The sequence below is a fragment of the Pseudomonas sp. W15Feb9B genome (assembly GCF_000828175.1).
Classification (GTDB): Bacteria; Pseudomonadota; Gammaproteobacteria; order Pseudomonadales; family Pseudomonadaceae; genus Aquipseudomonas; species Aquipseudomonas parakoreensis.
The window spans coordinates 56,934-70,457 of the sequence record NZ_JTKF01000029.1; the positions used below are offsets into that span (position 1 = coordinate 56,934).

Below are 13,524 nucleotides of genomic sequence, written 5' to 3' on the forward strand. Positions count from 1 at the left end.
TGAGCAACATGTGGTGGAGCAAGCAAAAGTCGCGGGTAACCGAAGGCCAACGGACGCTGGCTGCGCCGCTGATCATGTCGCTGGAACCGCGCATGCTGTTCGACGGCGCTGTCGCGGCCACCGTGGCCGATACCGCTGCGGCCCAGCCCGACAGCCACCCCACTGCCGATGCAGCGAAGGCGCCCACGGTCGATCATCCGTCGGTCAGCAAGGACACCCACGGCCAGGCCGATGCCACGCCGGCTGCCAGCCCTGTCGCCGTACCGGGCCAGAGCGTGGTGTTCGTCGATGCCCGGGTCAAGGATGCCGACAGCCTGCTCAAAGGCGTTGCTCCCGGCGCGCAGGTGGTCAAGCTCGATGCCAGCAAGGACGGCTTGCAGCAGATCGCTGATTACCTCGACCAGCATTCGGGTGTCAGCTCGGTGCAGATCATCGCTCACGGCAACGCCGGTGACCTGTGGCTCGGCAACAGTTACCTGTCGGCGGACAACGTCGCGCAACGCAGTGCGCTGCTGGCGGACATCGGCAAGGACATGAACGTTGGCGGCGACATCCTCATTTACGGCTGCTACACCGCCGAGGGCGACCGAGGCCTGAGCTTCGTTGACTCGCTGGCACAATTGACCGGCCGCGATGTAGCCGCCTCGAACAACCGCACCGGCGTGGGCGGCGACTGGGATCTGGAAATCGCCACGGGCAAGATCGAGAGCGCCAACGTGCTGTCGACCCTGTCGATGAGCGAGTATCAGTGGGGCCTCGCCACGTGGACCGCCACCAACAACGCGAACACCGGGGTCGGATCGCTGCGCGCAGCGCTGGCGTCGGCGCAGAACGGCGACATCGTGACCTTCGGCACCAGCATGACGGTACAGCTCACCTCTGAGCTGCTGATCAACAAGAGCATCACCGTCGATGGCGACCTGAACAACGACGGCGTCGCGGACGTCACCCTCGATGGCCAGTACAAGACCCGAGTGGTAGAAATCACCTCCGGCAGCACCGTGACCCTCGATGGTCTGGTGATTACCCGGGGTCTGGTCTCTGGCAACGGCGGCAATGGCGGCTACGGGGCAACCGGCGCCATGGGCGGCGGGATTTTCAACGCCGGTATCCTCACGCTGAACAACGTTTCGGTCACCGGTAACGCGGCGGCCGGTGGTGGCGGTGGCGGTGGTGTCACGGCCGCCAACTACGGCGGCGGTGGTGGCGGTGGCGGCGGCCTTGGTGGTCAGGGCGGCGGCCATGGCGGTACGGCCGGACCGGGTACCGGAACGTTGGGCGGCCAGGCCGGCAGCGGTGGCGTGGGTGGCTATGGCGGAGGCTACGACGCCACGCACATGGGCGGACGCGGCGGCTCCACCGTCGGCGGTGCCGGTGGCGTGGGTGTGTCCTATTACAGCAACGGCGGCAATGGCGGCACGGCCAACAACGGCACGATTTCCATCGGCGGCGGCGGTGGCGGCTCCGGTTGGGACAAGGTTGGCGGCGTCGGCGGCAATGCGGCCGGCGGGATTTACAACGCCTCGACCGGTACGTTGAAAATCGTCGGCACCTCGGTCATCAGCAATAACATCGGCGCGGGCGGCGGTGGCGGCGGCGGTAGCGGCCAGGGCAGCAACAACCTGAACGGCGGCGACGGCGGACGGGGTGTCGGTGCGATCTGGAACCAGGGCGGCACGGTCCTGATCACCGCCGCCAACTTCAGCGCCATCAGCGGTAACGCGGCTGGCAGCGGCTCCGGTGGTACAGAGCTGGGCGGCGGCGTGACGGGCTCTGTACCGTTGGCCTTCGCGGCGATCTACAACAACGGCGGTACGCTCAACACTGCTTATGTTGAGCCACCGACCGCGACCATCGTGATGGCCGACACGGCGTTGAAAATCGGCGAAACCTCGCTGGTGACCATTACCTTCAGCCGGGCGGTGAGCGGTTTCACCAACGCCGACCTGACCATTGCCAACGGCACGCTGACAGCGGTCAGCAGCAGCGACGGCGGCCTGACCTGGACCGCGACGTTCACTCCGACCAACAACATCACCGACGCGACCAACCTGATCACCCTCGACAACACCGGGGTGACCGCGATCAGCGACGGCGTGGCGGGCGTCGGCACCACCAGCTCCGTCAATTACGCGATCGATACCGCGCGCCCGACCGTGACCATCGTGATGTCCGATACGGCGTTGAAGATCGGCGATACCTCGCTGGTGACTTTCACGTTCAGTGAAGCCGTGACCGGTTTCACCAACGCCGACCTGACCATCGCCAACGGCACGCTGAGCGCGGTGAGCAGCAGTGACGGCGGTATCACCTGGACCGGGACCTTCACTCCGACCGCCAGCATCACCGACCCCACCAACCTGATCACCCTGGACAACACCGGTATCGCCGACCTCGCTGGCAACGCCGGCAGCGGCACGACGGATTCGGCCAACTACGTGATCGATACCGTGCGGCCGACGGCGACCATTGTGGTGGCCGACACCAACTTGGCGGTCGGTGAAACCTCGCTGGTGACCATCACCTTCAGCGAAGCGGTCAGCGGCTTCACCACCGCCGACCTCACCGTGGCCAACGGCAGCCTGAGCGGCCTGAGCAGCAGTGACGGCGGCATCACCTGGACCGCCACGCTCACCCCGACCAGCAACATCACCGACACCACCAACCTGATCACCCTGGATAACACCGGGGTCGTCGATCTGGCCGGCAATGCCGGCACTGGCACCACCAATTCCAATAACTACGCCATCGACACCGCGCGTCCCACCGCGACCATCGTGGTCGCAGACACCGCGCTGAAAATCGGCGAAACCTCGCTGGTGACCATTACCTTCAGCGAAGCCGTGACCGGCTTCACCAACGCCGACCTGACGATTGCCAACGGCACCTTGACGGCGGTCAGCAGCAGCGACGGCGGCATTACCTGGACGGCGACCTTCACGCCGACCGCCAGCATCACCGACGCGACCAACCTGATCACCCTGAACAACACCGGCATCGCGGATCTGAACGGCAACGCCGGCAGCGGGACCACCGACTCCAACAACTACGCCATCGATACCGTGCGCCCGACCGCGACCATCGTGGTGGCCGACAACAACCTGCGGATCGGTGAAACCTCGCTGGTGACCATCACCTTCAGCGAAGCGGTGACCGGTTTCACCAACGCCGACCTGACCATCGCCAACGGTACGCTGAGTGCGGTGAGCAGCAGCGACGGCGGCATCACCTGGACCGCGACGTTCACGCCGAGTGCCAGCGTCACCGACACCACCAACCTGATTACCCTGGACAACACGGGTATCGCCGACCTGGCGGGCAATGCCGGCAGCGGCACCACCGACTCCAACAACTACGCCATCGACACCCAGCGCCCGACCGCCACCATCGTGGTTGCCGACAGCACCCTCACGGCCGGCGAAACGACGCTGGTGACTTTCACCTTCAGTGAAGCGGTGACCGGTTTCAGCAACGCCGACATTGTGATTGCCAACGGCACCCTGACGGCGGTGAGCAGCAGCGATGGCGGCATCACCTGGACGGCGACGTTCACGCCGAACGTGGGCGTCAACGACGCGACCAACCTGATCACGCTGGCCAACACCGGCATCGCGGACCTCGCGGGTAACGCCGGTAGCGGCACCACCAACTCCAACAATTACACCATCGACACCGTGGTGCCGACCGCGACCATCATCGTGTCCGACCCCAGCCTGAAAGTCGGCGAGTCCTCGCTGGTGACCATCACCTTCAGCGAAGCAGTGACCGGTTTCACCAATGCCGACCTGACCATCGCCAACGGTACGTTGAGCGCGGTCAGCAGCAGCGACGGCGGCATCACCTGGACGGCCACGTTCACGCCGACTACCAACATCACCGACGCCACCAACCTGATCACCCTGGACAACACCGGCGTACAGAACCTGTCGGGCAATGCCGGCAGCGGCACCACCGATTCCAACAATTACTCGATCGACACCCAGCGCCCGACCGCCACTATCGTGGTGGCTGACACCGCACTCGGCGTCGGCCAGACCAGCCTGGTGACCATCACGTTCAGCGAAGCGGTGACCGGTTTCACCAACGCCGACCTGACCATCGCCAACGGCACGCTGAGCGCAGTGAGCAGCAGTGACGGCGGCATCACCTGGACAGCGACCTTCACTCCGGCGGCAGGGATTACCGACACCAGCAATGTGATCACCCTGGACAACACCGGCATCGCCGACCTCGCGGGCAACGCCGGCAGCGGCACCACCGACTCCAACAACTATGCCGTCGACAGCCAGCGCCCGACCGCCACCATCGTGCTCTCCGACAGCAGCCTGAGTGCCGGAGAAACCTCGCTGGTCACCATTACCTTCAGCGAAGCCGTGACCGGTTTTGACAATGCCGACCTGAGCGTCGCCAACGGCACCTTGAGCAATGTCGCGTCGAGCGATGGCGGCATCACCTGGACGGCGACGTTCACGCCGAACGTGGGCGTCAACGATGCGACCAACCTGATTGTCCTGAACAACACCGGCATCGCCGACCTGGCCGGCAACAACGGGACCGGCACCACCAGCTCGCCGAACTACACCATCGACACCGTGCTGCCGACTGCGACCATCATCATTGCCGACAACGCGCTGAAAATCGGTGATACCTCGCTGGTGACTATCACCTTCAGCGAAGCGGTGAGCGGTTTCACCAACGCCGACCTGACGATTGCCAACGGCACGTTGTCGGCAGTCAGCAGCAGCGACGGCGGCATCACCTGGACGGCCACGTTCACGCCGACCAGCAACATCACCGACGCCACCAACCTGATCACCCTGGACAACACCGGCGTACAGAACCTGTCGGGCAATGCCGGCAGCGGCACCACCGATTCCAACAATTACTCGATCGACACCCAGCGCCCGACCGCCACTGTCGTGGTGGCTGACACCGCACTCGGCGTCGGCCAGACCAGCCTGGTGACCATCACTTTCAGCGAAGCGGTGACCGGTTTCACCAACGCCGACCTGACCATCGCCAACGGCACGTTGAGCGCAGTGAGCAGCAGTGATGGCGGCATCACCTGGACAGCGACGTTCACGCCGGCGGCGGGCATCACCGACACTACCAACCTGATCACCCTGGACAACACCGGCATCGCCGACCTCGCGGGCAACGCCGGCAGCGGCTCCACCGATTCCAACAACTATGCGGTCGACAGTCAGCGTCCGACGGCGACCATTGTCATGGCCGACAGCGACCTGCGTCCCGGTGAAACCGCGTTGGTGACCATCACCTTCAGCGAGGCCGTGACCGGATTCGACAATGCCGACCTGAGCGTCGCCAACGGCACCTTGAGCAATGTCGCGTCGAGCGACGGCGGCATCACCTGGACGGCCACGTTCACGCCGAACATTGGTGTCACCGATCTCACCAACCTGATTGTCCTGAACAACACCGGTATTACCGACCTGGCCGGCAACACCGGCACCGGCACCACCAACTCCGCCAACTATCAGGTGCAGACTCAGGTGCCGACTTCCACCATCGTGGTTGCCGACACTTCACTCAAGGCCGGGGAAACCTCGCTGGTGACCATCACCTTCAGCGAAGCGGTGAGCGGTTTCGACAACAGCGACCTGACCATCGCCAATGGCACGTTGAGCAATGTCAGCAGCAGCGACGGCGGTGTCACCTGGACGGCGACCTTCACCCCGACCGCCAATGTCACTGACGCGACCAACCTGATCAGCCTGAACAATGCCGGAGTGACCAACGTCTCAGGCAACAGCGGTATTGGCACCACCGATTCCAACAACTTCGCCATCGACACCGCGCTGCCGACCGCCACCATCGTGGTCGCCGACAACCGCCTGGGCATCGGCGAAACCACCACCGTGACCATCACCTTCAGCGAGGCGGTGAGCGGTTTCGATCTGTCGGACATCAGCGTCGCCAATGGTGCGCTGTCGAACCTGGCCAGCAGCGACGGCGGCATCACCTGGACGGCGACTTTCACCCCGACAGCCGGCGTCAACGACGCGACCAACCTGATCCTGATCGACACCGCCGGCGTCCAGGATCTGGCCGGCAATGCTGGGGCGAGCATCGCCATCTCCAACAACTACATCCTCGATGCGACCCGGCCGACGGTGAACATCGTGGTTGCCAATCCGCATCTGGGCATCGGCCAGACCACCACGGTGACCTTCACCTTCAGCGAGGCGGTGAACAATTTCGACCTGTCCGACCTGAGCGTGACCAACGGCGACCTGAGCAACCTGAGCAGCAGCGATGGCGGCAAGACCTGGACCGCGACCTTCACCCCGACCGCGAACGTGACCGACCCGAGCAACTTCATCGCGCTGGACACCGGCAACGTCACCGACTTGGCAGGCAATGCCGGCAGCACGGTGGCGGTGTCGAACAACTACGCCCTCGACAGTGAGCGCCCGACCGCCACGGTCGTGGTGGCCAACCCGAATCTGGGTGTCGGCCAGACTTCGCAGGTGATCATCACCTTCAACGAAGCGGTCAGCGGTTTCGAGCTGGCGGACCTCAGCGTGGCCAATGGCACCTTGTCCAACCTGAGCAGCAGCGACGGTGGCAAGACCTGGACCGCGACCCTGACGCCGACCGCCAACGTCAACAGCGCCAGTAATGCGATCAGCATCAACACGGCCGGGGTCAGTGACCTGTCGGGCAACAGCGGCAGCGGGATCAGTCAGTCCGGGAACTACGTGATCAATACGGTGCCGGTGGTCGTACCGCCGGTGACACCGACCTCGCCGTTGGTGGTGGTGCCGCCGGATCCGGAGTTCCGCAGCGGTGACCCCGTCGTGCCACCACCGGCACCGAACGTTCCGCTGCAACCGCTCATCTTCACACCGCCCACCGGCGACCTCGGCTCACCGCTGACCTTCGCGCCGTTGTTCGAACAACGGGTGATCGGCAACGGCATCCGTCCGCTGGGTGACATTTTCATCAACCACGGCGCCCTGAGCCCGAGCTTCATCGCCCAGGTTTTCACCAGCAGCGACAGCGGCGGCGATGGTTCCGGCCATGGCTTCCTCGGGTTTGGCGGTGGCGATGGCGGGGTGTTCGGCAGCAGCACGCTGTCGAGCCTGTTCCATCAGGACAGCGCCGCAGAGCGCGATTCGCTGAATGCTTTTGACCGTCATTCGATCACGGGCGGCGATATTTCCCAGGGCCTGCGCGGTGTGTTCGGCGTGCCGACCCTGGGCCAGCAACTGCAACAGATCAAGGACAGCGAGCAGCACCGGGTCGACAACCTGGCGGCGGCTCTGCAACAGGTCGGTATCAGCGAAATGCAGGCCTGATAACACACACACACAACAACTCAATATGCGCAGCACCCAGGGGCGATGCAGGGATGAAGAAAAGTCAAAAATTGTTCGGCGCCAGCCTGCTGGCGCTGGCAATCAGCGGATGTGCAGTCACCAGTGAACCGATCGAACGCAGTGTCAGCGAACAACGGGCCAAAGCCGACCTGCAAAGCATGTACAAGGGCCAGGAACCGCTGAGCGGTCCGCTGACCCTGCACCAGGCGATGGCCCGCGCGGTGAAATACAACCTCGAAGGCCGCTTGAAAATCATGGAGGAAGCGCTGGCCAAGCGGCAGCTCGACCTCGCCAGCTTCGACATGCTGCCGCGCATGGCGCTGGATGCCGGTTACGTCGGACGCAACAATGTCAGCGCCTCCAGCAGCCAGAGCGTACGCACCGGCACCCAGTCCCTGGAACCGTCGACCTCCCAGGACCGCGACCGCAACGTCGCCGACCTGACCATGGTCTGGAACGTCCTCGACTTCGGCGTCAGCTACATCAACGCCAAGCAACAGGGCGACCAGCGCCTGATCGTTCAGGAACGCCGACGCAAAGTGATCAACACCATCGTTCAGGACGTGCGCTCGGCCTATTGGCGGGCGATGGCGGCCGAACGCCTGCTCAAACAGATCGACAGCCTGATGGCGCGGGTCGATACCGCCCGGCGCAACAGCGAAAGCATGAGCGAGCAGCGCATCGGTGATCCGGTGCAGTCCCTCGGTTACCAGCGTTCGCTGATCGAAGCGACCCGGCAACTGGAAGAGCAACGCCGGGCGTTGTCGCTGGCGAAAACCGAACTGGCGACCCTGATCAACCTGCCGCTGGGCACCAACCTGACGCTGGCCACTGACGACGGTTATCAGATCCCGGAACTCAAGGTCGATATTTCCAGGCTGGAACAGGAAGCCCTGACCAGCCGTCCGGAACTGCGCGAGCAGGATTACCAGACCCGGATCAGTGCTGCTGAAACCCGCAAGGCGATGTTGCGCATGTTGCCGGGCCTGGAGTTTTCTGCCGGCGGACACTACGACAGCAACTCGTTCCTGGTGAACGATCGCTGGGCCGACTATGGGGTGAAAGTCACCTGGAACCTGTTCAATGTGATCTCCGCCCCGGCAGCCATCGATGTGGCCAAGGCCGGCGAAGAAGTCGCCACCGCTCGTCGTCAGGCGATGTCGATCGCGGTGCTGGCGCAGCTGTATGTGGCCAATGCCAACTATCAAGAGGCGCTGCGTCAGTTCAAAACCAACCAGCAACTGTCGGACATCGACGGGCAGATCGTCGGTCAGTTGCGCAATCGGCACCAGGCCGCCGGCATCGGCGAGCTGGAGTTGATTCAGGGTGAACTGAACAACCTGCAAGCGGATCTGCGCCGTGACCTGTCGTATGCCGATCTGCGCAATGCCTATGGGCAGATTTTCGCCAGCGCCGGCCTCGATCCGCTTCCGGATCAAGTGCAATCCACCGCGGTGCAGTCGATCGCCACGGCCCTGGCCAACCGCGAATCGGCCTGGGCGTCGGGGGATATCTCGGTGCCGGTGGTGGCCCATGCCGGCGCCAAATAATCTGCAGGCGCCCGTCGCCAGCATCAGCCGCAGGCAACGCGAGGCCCGCAACGGCCATCGCGGTGCTTTACCCAAGGCATGAGTCGCCCGATATGTTCTCGTCTGCCAGTGGCGGTGGACTTGCCGCTGCTGCTGCAGGCGCTGCAGGCGATTGCCGAAGAGGCATGGCGCGGCCACTTCAACACGGACTACTTCACGGGCGACTGGAGCGGCGTGGCGCTGATTTCGGCTGCAGATGCACTGAGTGAGTTATCCCCAGGACGCGGTTTGCCGCTGCAGCGCACGCCGTGGTTGCGTGATGAACGCTGGCAGCGGGGGCTGCGCGAGCTGGCGCTGGATATCGTCAGCGCACGCTTGCTGCGACTGGGGCCCGGCGGGCGAATTCATGAGCACCGTGATTACGATCTGGAGGGGCCGGACGCCGATCTGCGCCTGCACATTCCGTTGCTCAGCCCGCCCGCCGCAGACTTCTGGCTCGAGGGGCAGCGTGTGCCGATGACGGCGGGGGAGTGCTGGTTTCTCGATCTTGCTCGTGCGCATCGGGTGGATAACTTCGATACGTCGGCACGGATTCATCTGGTGCTCGATTGCCGCCCCGGCGCCTGGCTTGCGCAGAAAATCGTCGAAGGTGTGAACGACACCCCCGCAACGCAACGGCCAGACTCGGCGTTGCAGCAATTCCAGCGATGGGTGGCGGGCGATGCCACGTTGGCGGCGACGTTGCAGGACATGACGGACACCGAATTATTCATCGAGCGTACTCTTGAGCTGGCCGCCGAACACGGCTTGCCGTTCTCCCGGGAAGAGTTGCGTGCGGCGATGCGCCAAGGACGTCGGCAATGGAACGCGCAATGGAGCGGCTGAATTTCGACGGCTGGCTGCCGATCCGGGTATGGCCGGTTGCGGGGCTTTGGCAGGTCGATTGGTGCTGGTTCGGTGATAGACCTTTGCAGCAGCCGTTTTTTCGCGATGCGGTCGAGGACGCGTTGCGTTTGCCGTTCAATCAGGTCTTTCGGCGCCAGACGCCGCTGTCGGCGCTGACGCAGTGGCACAGGCAAAGCCCGGGACTGGCGCCGAGTGCCTTTATCCTGCACGCCTCGCGTTGCGGTTCGACATTGATCAGCCAGATGCTCGCGCGGCTCGATGACCACATCGTAGTCTCGGAGCCACCGCCGCTTGATGCGCTTTTGCGAGGTGAGCTACCCGAAACCGAGCGGCGGGCAGCGATCAGTGGACTGCTCTCGGCCTACGGTCAACGTCGACGCGGTATCGAGCAGCGACTGGTGATCAAGCTCGATGCCTGGAACATCGGCGAATGGCCTCTGTTGCAGGCATGCTTTCCCGACACGCCGTGGCTGTTCGTGTATCGCGATCCGCTGGAAATCGCCGTATCGCACGTGCGTCGTCCGGGGATGCACATGGTGCCGGGGATGCTTGGTGATTGTGTGCTCGACGATGGTTTGCCGTTTACCGGCAGTGAAGACTTCATTGCACGACGGCTTGGACACTTACTGGCGTCGGCGTATCTGCACTGCCGTGAGGGTGACGGACTGCTGGTGAACTACAGCGAGTTGCCCGACGCCATGGCCGGACGATTGGCGAAGTTTTTTCGTTTGAATGTCGAGCAGCGGCAGCAGGTGTTGGCGGCGACGATGCAGCATGCCAAGCAGCCGTCCCAGCGCTTTGTTGCCGATGGCGAAGACAAGCGTCGCGAGGCTTCGCCGTGGTTGCGCGAACGGGTTCGGCAATGTGCCCAGGATGCCTTTCTGAATCTTGAATTGCTGCGCAACGCATGAAAGATCGCAGCCTTCGGCAGCTCCTACAGGGTGTACGCATAACCGTTGCAGGAGCTGCCGCAGGCTGCGATCTTTTGCTGTCAGGTTTTTCCCGACAGATCCGCCATCCCCTTGAGCAGCTCGATGGGTAGGGGAAAGACAATCGTCGAACTCTTGTCACCCGCAATCGAACTCAAGGTCTGCATGTAGCGTAACTGCATGGCGCCGGGTTGGCGGCCGAGCATTTCGGCGGCCTGCATGAGTTTTTCCGAGGCTTGCAGCTCGCCTTCGGCGTGGATCACCTTGGCCCGGCGTTCACGTTCGGCTTCGGCCTGTTTGGCGATGGCACGGACCATCGATTCGTTGAGGTCTACGTGCTTGATCTCGACGTTGGCGACCTTGATGCCCCAGGCGTCGGTCTGGGCGTCGAGCACTTGCTGGATATCGATATTCAGTTGCTCGCGTTCGGCCAGCAGTTCATCCAGCTCATGTTTGCCGAGCACCGCGCGCAGGGTGGTCTGCGCCAGTTGGCTGGTGGCCGAAAGAAAGTCTTCGACCTGAATGATCGCCTTCTGCGGGTCAAGCACGCGGAAGTACAGCACCGCATTGACCTTCACCGAGACGTTGTCGCGGGTGATCACATCCTGCGGCGGCACGTCGAGGACCACGGTGCGCAGGTCGACCCGGACCATTTGCTGCACCACCGGAATCAGCAGGATCAGCCCCGGGCCCTTGACCTGCCAGAAGCGTCCGAGCTGGAACACCACGCCGCGCTCGTACTCACGCAGGATGCGGAAGGTCGAGCCGGCGAGGGCGATCACCAACAGCAGCAGTGCAACAAAACCGATTTGCAGACCCATGATCACTCTCCGTGTCGCACCGCGTCAGTCGCGGCGACTTTCAGCAATAAGCCCTTGCGCCCTACCACGCGCACCGATTGCCCGGTGTGCAAGGGTGTGGCGCTGTGCACTTGCCAGTGTTCACCCTGCAAATGCACCCAGCCGTTGTGGGCGTTTTCCGCTTGCACGGTGGTCACCGCCGTCACGCTGCCGACCAGCCCGGCATCGCCGCTGACGGCGTGGCGCGGGCGGGTTTTCAAGGCGCGGATGATCAACGCGATCAGCAGCAGAGCGCTGAGCAGGCCGAGGCCGATGATCATCGGTACCGGCACCTCGGCGTTGCTCAGGATCAGCGCGCCGATGACGAACATGATGATCCCGCCAAGGCCGATGACCCCGTAGTTGGGCAGCGCGGCTTCGGCGATCAGAAAGGCAATGCCAAGAGAGATCAGCCACAGGCCGACCGGATTGACCGCCGTCAGCGGGACGTCAGCCGCGAGGGCCGGGCCGCTGGTCAGCAGTATCAGAAAAAACAGACAACATCGGCTGTTCACGTGACCCTCCGGGAGAGTCATGGGGGTGTTTCCTTAAGTCTAGTTGAGCCTGGCGCTGAATGAATTCTGCTCAATGAGCAAATGTGTCCAGTGAGCGGATTTCCCTTCGCCTGAGCCTCGCCGAACTAGACTCAGCAGAACAGGCACAACGTTCCGCGTGACACCGAGGTGCAGCATGCGTATGGCAAAAAAAGTGCAAAGCAGCCTGAACCGGGCGCATTGCGAATATGACATCGTGGCCCACCGCCACTCCGCCAGCAGTCTGGAAACCGCACGGGTTTCCGGGGTGCCCGCCGAGCGCGTGGCCAAGTCGGTGATTCTCGACGACCACCACGGGCATTACCTGATGGCCGTGCTGCCGGCCAGCCGGCACCTGGATTTGAGCAAAGTGCGCAGCCGCGGCGAATGGCAGATCACCCGGGAAAGCAACCTGGCGCACATCTTCGATGACTGCGAACGCGGCGCGGTGCCGCCGCTGGGTGATTCCTACGGCCTGGACATGGTCATCGACCCGCTGCTGACCCGGCAGAAAGACATCTACCTGGAAGCCGGCAACCACAACTACCTGCTGCACATGAGCATGCCCGAGTTTCTGAAAATGGTGCCGCATGCCGAGGTGCGGGAGTTGAGTCAGTAGGTTCTGTAGCGCTTTCGCGGACGCCTTCGCGAGCAAGCTCGCTCCCACAGGTTGAACGCGTTCTCCTGTGGGAGCGAGCCTGCTCGCGAATAATCTCCCACCCACCGCATTCTTGAAGGAGCCCTCCATGGAACAGCCCACCCACAGCCTGCCGTCCCTGTTCAAGCAACTGGGCCTGGACAGCGACCCGACCGGCATCGACCAATTCATCGCCACCCATTCACCACTCAAACCCGAGTTGCACCTCGCAGACGCGTTTTTCTGGAGCAAGAGCCAGGCGGATTTTTTGCGGGATGAGATTCTTGATGATGCGGATTGGGCGGAGGTGGTGGATCAGTTGAATGTGTTGTTGCGCAAGGGGCGGGTTTTGTAGGACTGAAGTAAAACCTTATTACAGAATGTCCGCAGGATCCCTATCGATGTTGGAGTAGCTTGCCAATTCAACAATCCGGAGCCGTCGATGCAATCATTTTTGCCAGTCAGAACAATTGATGTTGACGCGCTTGGGGACTGTATTGAGGCAGTGATCGAAAGCATCTCCAACGGGCCTGTCGAGTTTCGGAAGCACGACACAACAGTGGCTGTGCTGATTTCGCCAGAAATTTATGAAGCGATCCTGAATAAGCTGGATGATTTCGATTTGGTGTCAATCACATATTCGCGCAGGAACGAAGTAGGGGTAGCCATTGAGCTGGATGAACTATAGAAATTCTCTGCCGAGAAGATTTGTTTCAAAACTTGACTGAAATTCCCCGCCAATGCGATATTGATAGTTAGCAAACTAACAGTGTGCATTTTCCCGTGCCGAACTCCCTCGACGCTCTCC

General features: G+C 62.7%; 9 protein-coding genes and 1 pseudogene. 8 read left to right on the forward strand and 2 right to left on the reverse strand.

Annotated features, from left to right (window positions below; translation table 11 throughout):
• Positions 1 to 8 precede the first annotated feature (8 nt).
• From OC71_RS15665 to OC71_RS15680, 5 genes and pseudogenes are all read left to right on the forward strand, one after another.
• The gene (locus OC71_RS15665; RefSeq protein ID WP_041070963.1) at positions 9 to 7,322 is read left to right on the forward strand and encodes an Ig-like domain-containing protein; all 7,314 of its coding nucleotides are present in this window, start codon (positions 9 to 11) and stop codon (positions 7,320 to 7,322) included.
• Between the two features lie 53 nt (positions 7,323 to 7,375).
• Positions 7,376 to 8,893: a TolC family protein gene (locus OC71_RS15670; RefSeq protein ID WP_041070966.1), complete on the forward strand. Its 1,518-nt coding sequence runs from the start codon at positions 7,376 to 7,378 to the stop codon at positions 8,891 to 8,893.
• A pseudogene (locus tag OC71_RS28530) lies at positions 8,877 to 8,957 on the forward strand (adenylyl-sulfate kinase); the annotation flags it as partial. The gene OC71_RS15670 and the pseudogene OC71_RS28530, both read left to right, overlap by 17 nt.
• Positions 8,958 to 8,971: 14 nt before the next feature.
• Entirely contained in the window at positions 8,972 to 9,757 is a 786-nt protein-coding gene (locus tag OC71_RS15675) for an aspartyl/asparaginyl beta-hydroxylase domain-containing protein (protein ID WP_041070969.1), read from the forward strand.
• Entirely contained in the window at positions 9,745 to 10,689 is a 945-nt protein-coding gene (locus OC71_RS15680) for an aspartyl beta-hydroxylase (protein ID WP_041070971.1), read from the forward strand. Before OC71_RS15675 ends, OC71_RS15680 begins: the two co-directional genes overlap by 13 nt.
• A gap of 80 nt (positions 10,690 to 10,769) precedes the next feature.
• Here OC71_RS15680 and OC71_RS15685 read toward each other — a convergent pair whose 3' ends face one another.
• Together OC71_RS15685 and OC71_RS15690 are read right to left on the reverse strand one after the other, a co-directional pair.
• Positions 10,770 to 11,528 (reverse strand): slipin family protein, encoded by a 759-nt coding sequence (locus tag OC71_RS15685; protein ID WP_041070974.1) that lies wholly within the window; start codon positions 11,526 to 11,528, stop codon positions 10,770 to 10,772.
• 2 nt (positions 11,529 to 11,530) lie between these two features.
• On the reverse strand, positions 11,531 to 12,082 hold the full coding sequence (locus tag OC71_RS15690; protein WP_065118211.1) for an NfeD family protein: 552 nt from the start codon (positions 12,080 to 12,082) through the stop codon (positions 11,531 to 11,533).
• Between the two features lie 154 nt (positions 12,083 to 12,236).
• Here OC71_RS15690 and OC71_RS15695 point away from each other — a divergent pair, with 154 nt between their 5' ends.
• The 3 genes from OC71_RS15695 to OC71_RS15705 all read left to right on the forward strand — a co-directional run bounded on the left by OC71_RS15695 (position 12,237) and on the right by OC71_RS15705 (position 13,404).
• Positions 12,237 to 12,698: an aminoacyl-tRNA deacylase gene (locus OC71_RS15695; RefSeq protein ID WP_041070977.1), complete on the forward strand. Its 462-nt coding sequence runs from the start codon at positions 12,237 to 12,239 to the stop codon at positions 12,696 to 12,698.
• Positions 12,699 to 12,825: 127 nt separating this feature from the next.
• Positions 12,826 to 13,071, forward strand: coding sequence for a DUF2789 domain-containing protein (locus OC71_RS15700; RefSeq protein ID WP_041070980.1), 246 nt, complete (start codon positions 12,826 to 12,828; stop codon positions 13,069 to 13,071).
• 87 nt (positions 13,072 to 13,158) lie between these two features.
• A complete protein-coding gene (locus tag OC71_RS15705; RefSeq protein WP_041070983.1) occupies positions 13,159 to 13,404 on the forward strand; it encodes a hypothetical protein in 246 nt (81 codons plus the stop codon).
• The last annotated feature ends 120 nt before the right edge of the window (positions 13,405 to 13,524 follow it).